The organism is Neoaquamicrobium sediminum (genome assembly GCF_040970315.1).
In the GTDB taxonomy this organism is placed as follows: Bacteria; Pseudomonadota; Alphaproteobacteria; order Rhizobiales; family Rhizobiaceae; genus Aerobium; species Aerobium sediminum.
Window position 1 is genome coordinate 264,428 of record NZ_JAZHFV010000002.1, and the last position, 16,628, is coordinate 281,055.

Annotated in this window: 13 protein-coding genes; 11 read left to right on the forward strand and 2 right to left on the reverse strand. The window is 63.5% G+C overall.

Annotated features, from left to right (window positions below; genetic code table 11):
* Positions 1-8: 8 nt before the first annotated feature.
* Positions 9-1,289, reverse strand: a complete 1,281-nt coding sequence (hemA, locus tag V1479_RS06655) for a 5-aminolevulinate synthase (protein WP_368802225.1) — start codon at positions 1,287-1,289, stop codon at positions 9-11.
* Between the two features lie 279 nt (positions 1,290-1,568).
* On the opposite strand from hemA, the gene V1479_RS06660 reads away from it, so the two are divergent.
* The 3 genes from V1479_RS06660 to V1479_RS06670 are packed head-to-tail and all read left to right on the forward strand — an operon-like array spanning position 1,569 to position 6,311.
* Positions 1,569-3,344, forward strand: a complete 1,776-nt coding sequence (locus V1479_RS06660) for an N-acetylglutaminylglutamine amidotransferase (protein WP_368802226.1) — start codon at positions 1,569-1,571, stop codon at positions 3,342-3,344.
* A gap of 4 nt (positions 3,345-3,348) precedes the next feature.
* Positions 3,349-5,160 carry an N-acetylglutaminylglutamine synthetase gene (ngg, locus tag V1479_RS06665; protein ID WP_368802227.1) on the forward strand — a complete coding sequence of 604 codons (1,812 nt, stop codon included), beginning with the start codon at positions 3,349-3,351 and terminating at the stop codon, positions 5,158-5,160.
* Entirely contained in the window at positions 5,160-6,311 is a 1,152-nt protein-coding gene (locus V1479_RS06670) for an osmoprotectant NAGGN system M42 family peptidase (RefSeq protein ID WP_173187095.1), read from the forward strand. The genes ngg and V1479_RS06670 overlap by 1 nt, the downstream gene beginning before the upstream one ends.
* Before the next feature lie 6 nt (positions 6,312-6,317).
* Here the strand turns inward: V1479_RS06670 and V1479_RS06675 are convergent, their stop codons facing one another.
* Positions 6,318-6,746, reverse strand: coding sequence for a L,D-transpeptidase (locus tag V1479_RS06675; protein WP_368802228.1), 429 nt, complete (start codon positions 6,744-6,746; stop codon positions 6,318-6,320).
* 298 nt (positions 6,747-7,044) lie between these two features.
* Here V1479_RS06675 and V1479_RS06680 point away from each other — a divergent pair, with 298 nt between their 5' ends.
* The 8 genes from V1479_RS06680 (at position 7,045) to V1479_RS06715 (ending at position 16,628) form a co-directional block, all read left to right on the forward strand.
* Positions 7,045-8,298, forward strand: a complete 1,254-nt coding sequence (locus V1479_RS06680) for an ABC transporter substrate-binding protein (protein WP_368802229.1) — start codon at positions 7,045-7,047, stop codon at positions 8,296-8,298.
* Between the two features lie 112 nt (positions 8,299-8,410).
* Positions 8,411-9,544, forward strand: coding sequence for an iron-containing alcohol dehydrogenase (locus V1479_RS06685; protein ID WP_368802230.1), 1,134 nt, complete (start codon positions 8,411-8,413; stop codon positions 9,542-9,544).
* Between the two features lie 103 nt (positions 9,545-9,647).
* Positions 9,648-10,484 (forward strand): AraC family transcriptional regulator, encoded by an 837-nt coding sequence (locus V1479_RS06690; protein ID WP_173187085.1) that lies wholly within the window; start codon positions 9,648-9,650, stop codon positions 10,482-10,484.
* A gap of 194 nt (positions 10,485-10,678) precedes the next feature.
* The gene (locus tag V1479_RS06695; protein WP_173187083.1) at positions 10,679-11,686 is read left to right on the forward strand and encodes a branched-chain amino acid ABC transporter permease; all 1,008 of its coding nucleotides are present in this window, start codon (positions 10,679-10,681) and stop codon (positions 11,684-11,686) included.
* Positions 11,687-11,689: 3 nt separating this feature from the next.
* Positions 11,690-12,781: a branched-chain amino acid ABC transporter permease gene (locus V1479_RS06700; RefSeq protein ID WP_368802231.1), complete on the forward strand. Its 1,092-nt coding sequence runs from the start codon at positions 11,690-11,692 to the stop codon at positions 12,779-12,781.
* On the forward strand, positions 12,778-13,587 hold the full coding sequence (locus V1479_RS06705; protein ID WP_173187079.1) for an ABC transporter ATP-binding protein: 810 nt from the start codon (positions 12,778-12,780) through the stop codon (positions 13,585-13,587). The genes V1479_RS06700 and V1479_RS06705 overlap by 4 nt, the downstream gene beginning before the upstream one ends.
* On the forward strand, positions 13,580-15,793 hold the full coding sequence (locus V1479_RS06710) for an ABC transporter permease (RefSeq protein WP_368802232.1): 2,214 nt from the start codon (positions 13,580-13,582) through the stop codon (positions 15,791-15,793). Before V1479_RS06705 ends, V1479_RS06710 begins: the two co-directional genes overlap by 8 nt.
* A gap of 4 nt (positions 15,794-15,797) precedes the next feature.
* Positions 15,798-16,628, forward strand: a complete 831-nt coding sequence (locus V1479_RS06715) for a phosphoenolpyruvate hydrolase family protein (RefSeq protein ID WP_368802233.1) — start codon at positions 15,798-15,800, stop codon at positions 16,626-16,628.

Below are 16,628 nucleotides of genomic sequence, written 5' to 3' on the forward strand. Positions count from 1 at the left end.
CGGCCGGCTCAACCGCCGGACTTGGCAACCACCAGCGGCACGATGCGGTCGGAACGCACAGGTTCCTGCGGTTGCGTCTCATCGCGGAACGGTATGCCGAGCGCGGTCCAGGTTTCCACCAGCGCATCCTTCAGCGTGCCGATCAGCGCGTCGTCGTGGCACGGCGTCGGGGTGATGCGAAGGCGCTCCGTGCCGCGCGGCACCGTCGGATAGTTGATGGGCTGGATGTAGATGCCATGCTTGGCGAGCAGGCGGTCGCTGGCCATCTTGCACAGCTCCGGATCGCCGACCAGCACGGGCACGATATGCGTCTCCGACGGCATTACCGGCAGGCTGGCGGACGACAGCACGTCCTTGGTGTGCCGGGCCTGTCGCTGCTGCGCGTCGCGCTCTGCCTGCGACGTCTTCAGGTGGCGGATCGAGGCGGTCGCCGCCGCCGCGATCGAAGGCGGCAGCGCAGTAGTGAAGATAAACCCTGGCGCATAGGAGCGGACGGCGTCGATCACCTCGCGGGTGCCGGTGATGTAGCCGCCGAGCGCGCCAAAAGCCTTGGCAAGCGTACCTTCGATCACGTCGATGCGGTGCGCCAGCCCGTCACGCTCGGTAATGCCGCCGCCGCGGGCGCCGTACATGCCAACGGCATGTACTTCGTCGATATAGGTCATGGCGTTGTATTTGTCGGCGAGATCGGCAATCGCCTCGATCGGAGCGATGTCACCGTCCATCGAATAGACGCTCTCGAAGACAATCAGCTTGGCGCGCTCGCGGCCGGCCTGCTCGAGCAGGCTTTCGAGATGCGCAAGATCGTTGTGGCGGAAAATCTTCTTCTCCGCGCCGGAACGGCGCACGCCCTCGATCATCGAAGCGTGGTTGAGCTCGTCTGAGAGGATCAGGCAGTTCGGCAGCAGTCTGCCGATCGTGGAGATCGACGCCTCGTTGGAAATGAAGCCCGACGTAAAGACCAGCGCGGCGTCTTTGTCGTGCAGGTCGGCCAGTTCCAGTTCCAGCTCGACCAGCGGGTGGTTGGTGCCGGAAATGTTGCGCGTGCCGCCGGCGCCCGAACCCATCGACCCGGCCGCATCCTGGGAGGCGGCGATAACCTGCGGATGCTGTCCCATGCCGAGATAATCGTTGGAACACCACACGGTGATTTCGCGGGCGTCGCCATTTGCGCGCCAGATCGCCTTGGGGAACGAACCGACGATCCTCTCCAGATCAGCAAACACCCGATAGCGCCGCTCCGCATGGAGCTGGTCGATCGCTTCTTCGAAAAACCGCTGGTAGTTCATGTCGCCTTCCTGAAATTTCGGCCGGAAAATAGTCGTTGCGGCCAGATGCGTCCATGTCGCCCGGTCGGGCAAATTGCCACGCCGCGAAAGCGACGTTTCATGGGCTTTTGAGCCGATTCCGGATCCGACGCGTTGATCTCGCGCAACCATCTGAAATTTTATTGGAACCATATCCGCAACGTCACGTTGGCAAGCAGGCGGGTCACGGACGGGGGCCGGTTTCGGCTTGCCCGGTGAAACCGCTGTGTGGAAACGACAAACGGAGGTTTTGCCCCAACCGTGTGTGGAATTTGCGGAGAAGTACGCTTCGACGGCGCCCAGCCATCGACACTCGCCCAGACCAGGATGATGGAGGCGCTGGCACCACGTGGACCGGATGGAAGCGGCCTCGTGATGCACGGGAATGCAGCCCTTGCCCATCGCCGGCTTAAGATCATCGACCTGACCGAAAAGGCCCGCCAGCCGATGGTCGATGCCGAGCTTGGCATGACCATCGCCTTCAACGGATGCATCTATAATTATCCGGAGCTTCGCCAGGAACTGGAGCAGAAGGGCTACCGCTTTTTCTCCCACGGCGACACCGAGGTCATCCTCAAGGCGTGGCATGCATGGGGCAAGGAGTGCGTGAATCGCTTCCACGGCATGTTTGCCTTCGTGATCCACGAACGCGACACGGGGCGCGCCGTGATGGCCCGGGACCGCTTCGGCATCAAGCCGCTCTACCTGGCCGAAACGCCGCATTCGGTGCGTTTTGCCTCTTCGCTGCCGGCGCTCCTGAAAGGCGGCGAGGTCGACACCTCGATCGACCGCCATGCGCTGCACCACTACCTCTCCTTCCACGCCGTCGTGCCGCCGCCGCGCACGATCATCAACGGCGTGCGCAAGCTGCCGCCGGCCACGATCCGCGTGATCGAGCCCGACGGACGCAAAACCGACACCGTCTACTGGTCGCCGCCCCACGAGCGCGATCCGTCGATGTCGGGCCTGTCGTCACAGGACTGGCGTGACCTTGTCCTGGATTCGCTGCGTACGGCGGTGAAGCGCCGCATGGTCGCTGACGTTCCTGTCGGCGTGCTGCTTTCGGGCGGCGTCGATTCGAGCATGATTGTCGGCCTGCTGGCCGAGCAGGGTCAGCATGGCTTGATGACCTTTTCGGTGGGCTTCGAGGAAGCCAATGGCGAGAAGGGCGACGAGTTCGTCTATTCCGATCTGATCGCCAAGCACTTCGAAACCGACCATCACAAGATTTTCGTGCCGTCCGAGCGCTTGATGGAGGCGCTTCCGGGCGTCTTTGCCGCCATGTCGGAACCGATGGTTTCCTACGACAACGTCGGCTTCTACCTGCTGTCGCAGGAGGTCTCGAAGCACATCAAGGTCGTGCAGTCGGGGCAGGGTGCCGACGAGGTTTTCGGCGGCTATCACTGGTACCCGCCGCTGGCCGCATCCAACGATGTCGTTGGAGATTATGCGCGCGTGTTCTTCGACCGCTCGCACGAGACGATGTCGCGCCACGTGAATCCGGATTGGCTCGTCGACGAGGATGCCAGCCGTCAACTCGTGGCCGAACATCTGCTGCGAGGCGGTGCGGATACGCCCGTGGATGCCGCGCTTCGGCTCGACAGCCAGGTCATGCTGGTCGACGATCCGGTCAAGCGCGTCGACAACATGACGATGGCCTGGGGACTGGAGGCACGTGTTCCGTTCCTCGACCACGAACTGGTTGAACTGGCTGCCAAGGTGCCGCCCGAGGAGAAGCTGCGCGACAATGGCAAGGGTGTGCTGAAGGATGCCGCCCGCCTGGTGGTGCCGCACGAGGTGATCGACCGCAAGAAGGGCTATTTCCCGGTTCCGCAGCTCAAATATGTCGACGGCCCCTATCTGGACATGGTGCGGGACGCCCTGACGTCGCGGGTCGCAAGGGAGCGCGGGATTTTCCGGGAGGATTATCTGGAAACGCTGTTTGCCAATCCGTCCGACCACATCACGCCACTGCAGGGATCCGAACTCTGGCAGGTTGGGCTCCTAGAACTCTGGATGCAGACCCATGGGGTATAGTGGAATGGCCAAGAACCCCGGGGGCGACGATCGACAGCCGCGCAGTCGGTCGGACAAGGCGCTTGCGCACCGGCTCAAGCGATTGCGCGCCGAATCGATGAAGCCCCCGATGGGGCTTTCGGACGCTGAGACCGAGGCGCGGGAGGAAAACGCCTCGGTCGATTGCGGTTGGGGCAGGCTTCTGTTCGCCCAGACATTCGGGGAACCCGAAGACCTGATCGAGGCGATGCGCAAGGAAGGGCCGGAGCGGCGCGACATCGCCTTTTATGTACGGGACCCGCATGTGCTGCTCGCGGCGGCACCGCAGGAGGTCTTTCTCGACCCGTCTCATACGTTCCGCCTTGAGCTCGCAACCTATCGGTCGAGCAGGCGCCAGCCGCGCGGCTTCTTCGTGCGGCGGCTTTCTTCCGAATCCGACGCCCGCGCCGTGAACCGCATTTATGCCGCGCGCGGTATGGTGCCGGTGCGGCCCGATTTCTTCTGGTCGAACCGCGACAATCGCGCCATCACCTATTTCGTCGCCGAGGACGAAGCATCCGGCGAAATCATAGGCACGGTGACCGGTATCGATCATGGCCGTGCATTTTCCGATCCGGAAAACGGTTCGTCGCTCTGGTGTCTGGCCGTCGACCCGCAGGCGCGTCATCCCGGCATCGGAGAGATGCTCGTTCGCCGGCTGGCCGAGCACTTTTCGGCGCGCGGCGCGGCCTACATGGACCTGTCGGTGCTGCACGACAACGATCAGGCGATCGCCCTTTACGAGAAGCTCGGCTTTCGGCGCGTGCCGGTTTTCGCCGTCAAGCGCAAGAACCCCATCAACGAGAAGCTCTATTCGAGCCCGCTCGCGGAATACGATGCGCTCAATCCCTACGCCCGACTGATCGTCGACGAGGCGCGGCGTCGTGGCGTTCATGTGGAGATCACCGATGCAGAGGGCGGTTTCTTCCGGCTGTCGCAAGGCGGTCGGTCGGTTCATTGCCGCGAAAGCTTGTCGGAACTGACCTCGGGCGTGGCCATGTCCATCTGCGACGACAAGGCGGTGACCCGCCGCGTGGTCGAGAATGCCGGCCTTGTCGTACCGGAGCAGATGGTGGCCGAAGGCGACACTAAATCGCTGAAGACCTTCCTCAAGAAGCATGGCAGCGTGGTCGTGAAGCCGGCGCGCGGAGAGCAGGGCAGGGGTGTCGCCGTCGGGCTCGAAACGCTGGAAGATATCGAGCGTGCCATCGCAGCCGCCCACGAGATTTGCGACCGCGTTCTCGTCGAGGCCTGCTTTGCGGGCGAGGATCTGAGGCTTGTCGTCATCGACTTCAAATTGGTCGCGGCAGCGGTGCGCCGTCCGCCACGCATTGTGGGCGATGGAAGGCAAAAGATACGCAGCCTGATCGAAAGCCAGTCGCGCCGCCGCGCCGCCGCCACCGGCGGTGAAAGTCGCATCCCGGTCGATGCGGAGACGGAACGCTGCCTTGCCGCTGCGGGCCTCACACTGGACTCCGTGCCAAAGAAAGGCGAGGATATCGTCGTGAGGAAAACGGCGAATCTGCATACGGGCGGCTCCATCCACGACGTCACCGGCATCGTTCATCCACGCCTGGTCGAGGCGGCGGTGGCGGCCGCGCGCGCGATCGACATCCCTGTCGTGGGTATCGATTTCATGGTGCGTTCGCCCAGCGAGCCGGACTACGTTTTCATCGAGGCAAACGAACGGCCGGGCCTTGCCAACCACGAACCACAGCCGACGGCGGAGCGCTTCCTCGATCTGCTATTCCCTCTCTCGGGACACAGGGCTGCTGCACAGGCACTCGGCAAGCTCTAATGGCAATCGACGAAGCTTATCTGCTAGCGCAACTCAAGGCGCTTTTGGAGATCGACAGCCCCACCGGCTACACGGATCAGGTCGTCCACTACTGCTCGCAGGAACTGGAGCGCCTTGGTCTTAAACCGGAACTGACCCGGCGCGGTGCGATCCGCGCGGTGCGTCAGGGAAGCCGGCGCAAGGGCGCCCGCGCCATCGTCGCCCACCTCGACACGCTTGGCGCGCAGGTCAAGCTTGTGAAGGACAACGGCCGGTTGGAATTGGTGCCGATCGGTCACTGGTCGGCGCGGTTCGCAGAAGGCGGTCGCGTCACGCTCTACAGCGAGCAGGGTAGTTTCCGTGGAACCGTTCTGCCGCTGAAGGCGTCCGGTCACACGTTCAACGACGATGTCGATACGCTGCCAATCGGCTGGCCCAATGTCGAGCTGCGCATTGATGCGGTGACACAGTCGCGCGCCGAGACGCGCGCGATGGGCATCGATGTTGGCGATTTCGTCGCCTTCGACACCGGTGCTGAATTCCTCGACAACGGCTTCATCAATTCGCGCCATCTGGATGACAAGGCCGGCGTCGCCATCGCGCTGGCGGCACTGGAGTCGCTGGAACGGGAAAACGTCACGACGCCTGTTGACGTGCATTTCCTCTTCACCATCGCTGAAGAGGTGGGTGTGGGCGCTGCCGCTATCGTTACCTCGGAGATAGCATCGATGGTGACGATCGATAACGGCACGACAGCCCCCGGCCAGAATTCATCCGAGTTCGGCGTCACGATCGCCATGGCCGATCAGGCCGGTCCCTTCGACTATCACCTGACGAAGAAGCTGGTCGATCTATGCCGCGAGGAGGACATCCCGTTCCAGAAGGACGTGTTCCGCTATTATCGGTCGGATTCAGCCTCGGCCATCGAGGCGGGCCATGACGTGCGCACCGCGCTGATTGCGTTCGGCATCGATGCCTCTCACGGCTACGAGCGGATTCACACGCACGCGCTGACATCGGTGGCGTCGCTGACGGCTGCCTACGCGTCGAGCCCGCTGGAGATTGCGCGCGACGTCAAGGACGTGTCAGGGCCGGAAGGCTTTCCGAGCCAGCCGACCGAAGAGGCCAGCCAGCCAGATTTCGACCCCGAGAAGATCGCCGGCGCGGAGTAGGCGGCGTCAGCGCTGCACGACGATACGCGTGTTCTTCAGGCCTTCGCGCCGAGTCATCTCGAACAGCACCCTGGCATTTTCCGGATGAAGGCGAATGCAGCCTGAAGACGCCGGTCGGCCAAGCCGGCTGATCTGGTCGGTGCCGTGCACGGCGTAATTGCCATTGTAGAAGATCGAGTACGGCATCGGCGCGTTGTTGTAGCGGCTGGACCGATGGTTCTTCGAAAGCCACTTGGCCGACCAGGTCCCCGACGGCGTCACCTTGCCCGCGCGGGCGGTCGAGACCTTCCAGCGATATTTGACCTTGCCGCCATGCAGCACCGTCATGGTCTGGGTCGAGATGTCGACCTTGGCGACGATCGTCGCTGCTTCTGCAGTTAGTGGCGCGCCGATAGCTATAGCTGACGCGAGTGCGATACCTGCAATCAGTTTCATTTCTGCCCTAAGCCCCATTTATGCCGAGAACAGGATAGTCGCTTCCAAATATAGCGACAATTCATTTTCGCGTTATGAAGAAAAAGGCTTAATAACCGCTTGCGTTGCAGCGCTGTGAGAGATCGAGGTCTCGCCGCGGTCTTACGACGGCCAAAAATCAGACGCTCGGATATAAGTCGGAACACCGGGGGATCAGCGCGCGGTCGCGTGTTGCCTAACGTGGTGTTGTCACAGCACGGCCGCGCAACAGACGTAACGGGAGGAATACCGCGCTGGCCCGCAAGGGAGGACCGAAAGCATGAAACTGAAACTCATCAGTACTGTCGCAGCGCTCGCGATCCTCGCGCCCGCCGCGGCATTGGCACAGGACGACACGATCAAGATTGGTCTGATGGCGCCGCAGGAAGGCGTTTTCACCGAGCCCGGCAATGACGGCATCCGTGGTTTCGAGCTCGCGCTGAAGAAGTTCAACGGCGAGATCAACGGCAAGAAGATCGAATGGGTGCTCGGCCCGACCGACGCTACGCCTGATCGCGCGGTGCGCGAGGCCCGAAAGCTCATCGAGCAGGACCAGGTGGATTTCATCATCGGGCCGTTGTCGGGCTCCGAAGGCCTGGCGCTGCGCGACTACGCAAAGACCATCCCCGGCAAGACGATCATCAATGCCGCGTCGGGCGCGCTTGAAACGACCTATGTCGATCCGGCGCCGAATTTCTTCCGCTTCCATCCGGATGGCGCGCAGTGGGGCTATGGCCTTGGCAGTTATGTCGTCAACGAAAAGGGCTGGAAGAAGGTCGCCACCATCGCCGCCGACTATTCGTTCGGCTACACCAACTTCATGGGCTTTGCGGTCGACTTCTGTAAGGCCGGCGGCGAGATCGTGGAGCGCTTCTGGCTGCCACTGGGCAGTGGCGACTTCGCGTCGATCATCGCGGCTCTGCCTTATGACGTCGATGCCATCTATCTCGGTGTCGGCGGCACGGACGCCATCAACTTCCTGAACCAGTACGAGCAGGCCGGCGGCGATACCAACATCATCGGCGGCACGATCATGGTCGACCAGACGGTTCTGACCGCGCGCGGGCGCGCCAAGGAAGCGCTGATCGGCACGCCCAGCTCCGGCGTTCAGGCGGACGATTGGCAGGACGAGAACTGGCAGGCTTATGTGAAGGCCTATCAGGAAGCGTTCCCGGACGGGTTGCCCACGCCGTCGCTGTTTGCCACCAACTACTACAACTCGACCATGGGTGCGCTGATGGCGCTTGAGGCGATCGACGGCGAACTCGACGATGACCAGGCGAACTTCCACGCCGCCCTTTCGGCGGTGGAGATGGATACGCCGAACGGCCACATAAAGCTCGACGAGAATCGTCAGGCTATCGGCTCGGTGTTCATCACCGAAGTGGTCGAAGGCGACGACGGCGAACTCTACAACACGTTCAAGGCCAAGGTCGACAATGTCGACCAGAAGCTCGGCATGACCAAGGAGGAGTTCGATGCTATCGGCCTTCCTTCCCGCGATACGCCGGATTGCGCGGCGTTGAATCCGTAACGCGAATGCGGACGGGCAGGGTTCGATCCCTGCCCGTCGGCTCTCATCGGACAGATTCATTCAGCAGGGCGGACGACACTCACCGCGCCGTCGCCCGGCGGAGCGCGTTGCCATGTCGCTCATCAGCTACGTGACCAAGATTCATTTCGCGGAGAACGTCCTGGAGGACGCGCTCGAGGCCGAACTGGAGCGGCTCGGTCTGTGTCGGCCGATGATCGTTTCAGACAATGGCACCTCGCGGCGCAATGTGCTGGATCGGCTGCTCGCAGCCGTGCCGCGGCCGGTTTCCCCAACTGTCTACGAAAGCGGATGCTGCCGGGCAACGGAAGAGGCCTGTGCCGAGGCCGCGAACCTCTATCTCGATTGCGAGGCGGATGGCCTGATTGCGTTCGGCGGCGCGGCCGCTTTCAACCTGACGAAGGCCGTCGCGCTGCGCGTGAGCCATGATGGCGCTTTGCGAAACTATGCCGGCACGGAAGGCGGCAGGCCGCGCATCCTCGACATCATCCCGCCAATGATCGCGATACCGACAATCGCGGGCTCCTGCGCCGAAACCGTCGGCATCGCTGTCGTTTCCCTTCGCGACGGTTCCAATGTTTCGTTTGTTAGCCAGTTCCTGACGCCGCGCGTAGTGATATGCGATCCGACGCTGACGCTTGATTTGCCTGCCGGCGATACGGCCGCTGCCGGCATGGACGCTCTGACCCACTGCCTCGAGACCTATATTTCCACCGCGTACAACCCACCGGCAGATGGCATCGCACGGGACGGACTACGCCGGGCGATTGCCCATCTGGAGCGCGCCGTCGCCGACGGTAGCGATCTCAACGCCCGCCGCGAGATGATGGCGGCGGCGCTCAATGGGGCGCTGGCCAACCAGAAGGGGCTCGGTGGCGTTCATGCGATGAGCCACGCGCTGAGCGGCGTCGTGTCCGGTACGCTCGATCATGGCGCCACCAATGCTGTGCTTCTTCCGCTGGTGCTGGAGTTCAACGCACCGGCCGTGGCCGACCGCTACGAGGACATCAAGCGCGAGTTCCGGCTTCCGGCCCGTGCCAGCCTTGCGGACGCCATCATGCGGCTGCGCGAGCGCATCGCGCTGCCGGCGCGTCTCGGCGACATCGGCGTGATTGGCGGTGACCTGCCGCGCGCCGCGACATTGGCAGCCGCGGATTACGCCAACCGTACGAACCCCCGCCATGCCGGCGCACACGACTATCTTTCCATGCTGCAGGCCGCATTATGAGCCGTCTTTCTGACGTTGCGTCATGGGGGCTGGACTCGGCCGCAGGCTGGATTACAGTGAAAGAAAAAATCCGCATCCCGAAAAATTGCGGAAAGGGAGGAGCATGAGCACCGCGTTGGCAGTGCATCACGGGCCATTTGGTCGCGTGGCGCTGTACAATCTTGATCGTTCGCTGGCCCTGCATGCACACAGGGAAGGCCATCTGATCTTTCACATCCAGGGCCCCGCCGCGTCCATCAGGATCGATGAAGACGTCTATCCACTGTCCGGCGGGCAGGCTGTAGCAATCAGCCCATGGCAGCCGCACAACTACATGTCGCTGGATCATGATGAGCCGTCGCTCTTTCTCACTCTGTACATAAAGCCGTTCTGGTTTCTCGAGGCGAGCCGCCAGGCCAATGCCGCGCTGCGCTTCGGGCGCAGCCCGATCGATGTGACGGAACAGATCTGCCGCCTGTCGCTGCAGGTATCGTCCGCCATGCTTGAGGATGCGGACGACAGCTTCGTCGCCGGCTATCTCTACGAGCTGACGCAGGCCTGCTTCGACCAGTCGTGGCAGTGGGTCGCGGAAGGCGCGACCTTCACCCGCTGCGCGCCGCCCGTGCGGGACTTCCGCGTGCGCAACTCGGTCAAGCTCATGCAGCATCGCGTCAGCGAGCGCATCGTCCTCGACGAAATCGCCAAGGACTCCGGCCTGTCGCGGCCGCACTTCTACAAGCTCTTCCGCCAGCAGGTGGGCATCACACCCAATATCTACCTGAACACCCTGCGCATGGAGAGCGCGCTTCAGCGTCTGACAACCTCGCACGACGCCGTGACCGATATAGGTCTCGATCTCGGCTTCTCCTCTCAGGCGAGTTTCACGCGCTTTTTCATCGCCAATGCCGGCATCGCGCCGAGCGACTATCGGCGCGTCGTTCATTTCGCCGGCGTTGCCTGACGGAAGCATTTCCGTCGACGGCAGTCGGTTTTGGCGATGATTGGCGACAGCAAGAGACTGTCGGGTATGCGCGATCGCGCATCTTGCGCTTAGCTTGACGACGAACAGATGCGATGCGGCTCTAGGGAGGAGAGTATCGGCATGATCGGCAGTCGAGTGCGACCGTTGTCGGAAGACCGGTCCGGGAGGACGGGTTGAACGGCTTTGTCCAGCGCAACCCTATCTGGACGGTAATCATTGCCGTGCTCGTCGCCGCGTTCGTCTGGGCCGTGGTGGCACCCTGGCCGCCCGGCATGGAGGCGGTGGTCGGGCGCAAGCAGATCTTCCTCAATGCGCTTTTCAACGGCATCACGCTGGGCGCGCTCTATTTCCTCGTGGCAAGCGGCTTCACCCTCATCTTCGGCCTGATGAAGAACGTGAACCTCGCGCATGGTTCGCTCTATCTGCTGGGCGGCTATATCGGCTACGAATTCGCGGAAGCGACGGGATCGTGGCTCGGAGCCTTCGTCGTTTCCTTCGTCATCGTGGCGCTGCTCGGCATCGTCCTGCAATATGTCGTTTTCCGGCGGATGGAGGGCGAGGACCTGCGCCAGACGCTGGTGACGATCGGCATCTCGATCGTGCTGGCGGACCTGATGCTGTGGCGTTGGGGGAGCCATTCATACCAGATACTGTCGCCCGATTTCCTCAGCGGACCGACGACGCTGCCTCTGATCGCGGGCGTACGCGGCGATGGCGAGATCGTCTATCTGAGATTCCCGGCAGTACGCATCGCCATTCTTGTCGCTTCCATCGTGCTCGGCGCGCTGATGTGGCTGGCGCTCAACCGCACCCGCATCGGCATGCTGATCCGCGCAGGTGTCGACGACCGCGACATGCTCGCCGCCTCTGGCGTGCGTATCCAGTATGTCTTCGTGCTGGTCTTTGCCTTCGGCGCGGGTCTCGCCGGCATGGCAGGCATAGTCGGCGGCACCTTCCAGTCGGTCGCGGCCGGCGAGGACATGCGTTTCCTGCTTGCCTCGCTCGTCGTCGTTATCGTCGGCGGGATGGGATCGATCTTCGGGGCAGCGCTCGGCGCGCTGCTCATCGGCCTCGCCGAACAGCTCGGCTCGGTTTACGCGCCGACCTATTCGGTCGTTCTCACCTTCCTCATCATGGCGCTCGTGCTGGCATTTCGCCCGCAGGGCCTCCTCGGGCGCTGAGCCATGGCCGCAGTGGACCCGACCAGCGTTGAAAGAGGCAGGAGGGCGGCCAGGACCGGGCAAGCCTCGGACGTGCCGGCCTGGCTCCAGGGGTTGCCCGTCTCATGGTGGGTCGTCGGCGTCATCCTTCTGTTCATGCCGGTCGTTGCCAATGATTTCATCCTGTTCCAGATCTTCGGCTGGGGGTTCATCCTCGGCATGATCGCGCTCAGCCTGATGTTTTTGGGCGGATATGGCGGCATGGTCAGCCTCGCGCAGATGTCGATCGCAGCCCTTGCCGGCTACATGATCGCCATACTCGGCAGCAGCGGCGTCCAGACCATCAGCCTCAACTGGCCGTGGTGGCTGGCGATCCCGGTAGCGATCTTCATAGCGGCCGCGTTCGCCACCATGATCGGTGCGCTGGCGGTGCGTACCGAGGGCATCTATACGATCATGATCACGCTCGCGATCGCGGCGGCCTTCTTCTATTTCACGCGTCAGAACTACACGATCTTCAACGGCTATACCGGCTTTGCCAACGTGGTCCCGCCGGACCTGTTCGGCATCAACTGGCGCCAATCCGTGCCATTCTATTACCTGTCGCTGGCCTGCGCGGTCATCGCCTATTGCGTCGTGGTCTACGTGTCCCGCTCACCCTTCGGGCTTGCCCTGCAGGGCGTTCGCGACAATCCCCGCCGCATGGCCGCCCTCGGCTTCAACGTTTTCGCGCACCGCGTCTTCGCCTACACGTTTGCGGGCGCTATCGCCGCCGTCGCCGGCATTCTGATGGCCTGGCAGAACGCGCAGATATCGCCGGGCACAGCAGGCTTGCCGGCGGTCATCGACATCCTCGTCATCGCTGTCGTCGGTGGCATGAAGCGGCCGATCGGCCCGTTTATCGGGGCGCTGATCTACGTCGTCCTACGCACTTTCGCGCCGGACATCCTGCTGACGCTCGGTCTTTCGGGCGATCGTTTCAAGCTGCTGATCGGCCTCGGTTTCCTGGCCATCGTCTACTGGTCGCCGGATGGTGTGCTCGGGCTGTGGGAGCACTGGCGCGCTCGCCGCGCCAAGGCAGGTGATCCGCTGACACGTGGCGGAGACGCGCAATGAGCCCGGCCGCCAGCACCGTGGAACCGCGCAGCGTGGGCGATCTCCTGAACGCGACCGGCAGCGGCAATGCGCTGGAACTGCGCGGTGTCACCCGCATGTTCGGTGCACTCGCGGCGCTGACCGATGTGACGCTGACCGTCAAGCCCGGCGAACGGCGCGGCGTGCTGGGGTCCAACGGTGCCGGCAAGACGACGCTGTTCAACTGTGTGACCGGCGATTTCCTGCCCACATCGGGCACGATCCGCTTGTTCGGCGAGGACGTGACTCGTTTTCCGGCACACGAACGCATCCGCCGCGGGTTGCGACGCACCTACCAGATATCGCTGCTGTTCGGCGGCCTCACCGTTCTCGACAATGTCTACCTCGCCTGCCGGGGCGTTTCGCGCGGCCGCTTCTCGCTGGTGCGCCCACGCCGCAATGACGCGCTGATGCAGTCGGCTTTCGAGCTCATCGAGGCCGTGCACCTGAGCGATGTCGCCGAGACGCTGGTGGCCGAGCTTTCCTACGGCCAGCAGCGGCAGCTCGAAATCGCGCTGGCGCTCGCCGGTGCGCCGCGCTTCATCCTGTTCGACGAGCCTGCTGCCGGCCTTTCACCGACCGAGCGAGCCGACCTTGTGGCAATCCTGACCAGCCTGCCGCGGCATATCGGCTTCATCATCATCGAACACGACATGGATGTGGCGCTGCGTGTCGCCGAAAGCGTTTCGATGATGCACAACGGCCGCATCTTCAAGGAAGGCCTGCCTAGCGAGATCGAGAACGATCCCGAGGTGCAGGAACTCTACCTCGGAGGCGGCCATGGCTGAACGCCAGGGGGAGAGACGGCGCATAGGCCAGCCGACGCTGGAGATACGCGGGCTCAACGTCTATTACGGCGCTTCGCACGCCCTGCAGGGCGTCGATCTGACGCTCGACAGCGGCGTGGTCTCGGTTGTCGGCCGCAACGGCATGGGCAAGACGACCCTGTGCAACGCGATCATGGGCCTAGTGCCCGTTTCCAGCGGATCGATCACCTTCGCCGGGCAGCAACTGGTCGGTCTTACCCCGTCGCGTATCGCGCAGCTCGGCATCGGCTACGTGCCTCAGGGGCGCCGCCTTTGGCGGTCGCTCACGGTCGATGAACACCTGCGCATGGTGGGCGCGGGCAGGAGCGGCGCCTGGACCATCGACCGTGTCTATTCGACCTTCCCGCGCCTTGCAGAGCGGAAGACCAATGGCGGCGGGCAGCTTTCGGGCGGCGAGCAGCAGATGCTGGCCATCGCGCGCGCCCTGCTGGTCAATCCGAAGCTGCTCGTGATGGACGAGCCGACGGAAGGTCTCGCGCCGGTCATCGTCAATCAGGTCGAGGAAATCCTGCTGCATATCGGCGAGGAGGACGGCATCGACGTTCTCGTCATCGAGCAGAACATCGGCGTGGCGACGGCGGTGGCCGAGCGTGTCGGCATCATGGTCAACGGTCGCATCAACCGCGTGATCGATTCTGCCCAGCTCGCCACAGACCGCGATCTGCAGCAGCGACTGCTGGGCGTCGGCCGCCATTCCGAAGACGACGGGCGACGCCAGGCCACCGCGGACACGGAAGGCGAGGCCGCTCCAGTTCCTGTTCAGCCGACCGCGCAGAAAATTTACCTTTCCAATCCGATCGTGCCCACACGTTGGTCGCAGCCGGTGCCGCGCCGCCAGATCATTCAGTCGGCACGTACGGTCAGCGGCACAGCCGGGCCGGCGGTAGCGCGAGGACTTCCCGAACTGCGGCCGCTCGCCACGCCCGGCGAGCAGGTGGTGATCATTGCCGGCACGCTGGACACGAAAGGCGAGGAACTGCGCTTCATGCGCGACCTCATCCGCGAAGCCGGGCTACCCGTGCGCATGGCCGACCTTTCCACTGCCGGCCGTCATTCCGGCGCGGAGATTCCAGCCCATCAGATCGCGGCCTATCATCCGCGCGGGGCAAGCGGCGTCTTCTCCAGCGATCGTGGCGAGGCAGTCGCTGGCATGACGCTCGCCTTCGAACGGTGGATTCGCCGCCAGTCGGGCATTGCCGGCATCATCGCGGCAGGCGGATCGGGCGGCACGGCGATGGTGGCGCCTGCCATGCGAGCGTTGCCCGTCGGCGTGCCCAAGATCATCATCTCCACCATCGCGTCGGGCGACGTCTCGCGTTATGTCGGCCCGGCCGACATCACGATGATGCATTCGGTTGCCGACGTTCAGGGCCTCAATTCGATCACGCGGCAGGTGCTGGCCAACGGCGCCAACGCGCTTGCCGGCATGGTGCGGGCGCGCCGGGATACGCAGCAGCAGTCCGGGCGCGACGATCGGCCTGCGGTCGCGCTTACCATGTTCGGCGTGACCACCGCCTGCGTGCGCCAGATCGCGGCCGAACTCGAAAGCGACCACGACTGCCTCGTCTTTCACGCTACTGGCACCGGTGGTCAGTCGATGGAGAAGCTGGTCGAGTCCGGCCAGCTCGAAGGCGTGATCGACGTCACCACCACCGAGGTTTGTGACATGCTGGTGGGGGGTGTCTTTCCGGCGACGGAAGACCGCTTCGGCGCGATGATCCGCGCGCGCATGCCCTATATCGGCTCGGTCGGCGCGCTCGACATGGTGAACTTCCGCGCTTTCGAGACGGTGCCGGAGGCCTTCCGTAGTCGCAACCTCTACCGGCACAATCCGGAAATCACCCTGATGCGCACCACGCCTCAGGAAAACACGGCCATGGGGCGCTGGATCGGCGAGCGGTTGAACCGGATGGAAGCGCCGGTGCGCTTCTTCCTGCCGGAGGGCGGTGTTTCCGCGCTCGATGCGCCCGGCCAGCCCTTCCATGACCCGGCGGCCGACGAGGCGTTGTTCGCGGCTTTGGAAGGCACGGTGCGCCAGACCTCGACACGGCAGCTCATCCGCCTGCCGCATCACATCAACGCCCCTGAATTCTCCGCCGAGATCGTGAAGGCCTACCGGATGCTGCACGGCGGCGGGCGGCCGCAGCGACGGGCAAAGGTTAGGTAGCAGCATGGCGATACCGCGACAGCAAATCCTGGAAAAATTCCGCGCGATGATCGCGCGAGGCGAGCCGATCATCGGTGGCGGCGCCGGCACGGGGCTTTCGGCCAAGTGCGAGGAAGAAGGCGGCATCGACCTCATCGTCATCTACAATTCCGGGCGCTACCGCATGGCCGGTCGCGGCTCGCTTGCGGGCCTGCTTGCCTATGGCGATTCCAACGCGATCGTCGTTGACATGGCGCGCGAGGTGCTGCCGGTGGTGAAGCACACGCCCGTGCTGGCCGGCGTCAACGGTACCGATCCATTCCGTGTGATGGATGTCTTCCTGCCGGAGCTGAAGCGCCTGGGTTTCTCCGGTGTCCAGAACTTCCCGACCGTCGGCATCATCGACGGCACTTTCCGCGCCAATCTGGAAGAGACCGGCATGTCCTACGGGCTCGAGGTCGACATGATCGCCAAGGCCCGCGCACTCGACATGCTGACGACGCCCTATGTCTTCAACGAGGACGAGGCGGCGGCCATGGCGCGGGCGGGTGCCGACATCATCGTGTGCCATATGGGTCTGACGACGGGCGGCTCCATCGGCGCCGAGACTGCGCTGAAGCTGGAGGACTGCCCGGCGCTGATCGATGCCTGGGCCGAGGCCGCACTGAAGGTCAATCGGGACGCGATAGTGCTTGCCCATGGCGGGCCGGTCGCGATGCCCGAAGACGCGGATTTCATCATGAAGAACACCGCCAATTGCCATGGCTTCTATGGAGCCTCCTCGATGGAGAGGTTGCCGACCGAAGTCGCGCTTACCGAGCAGACCCGCCAGTTCAAGCGGATCAAGGGAAAATGA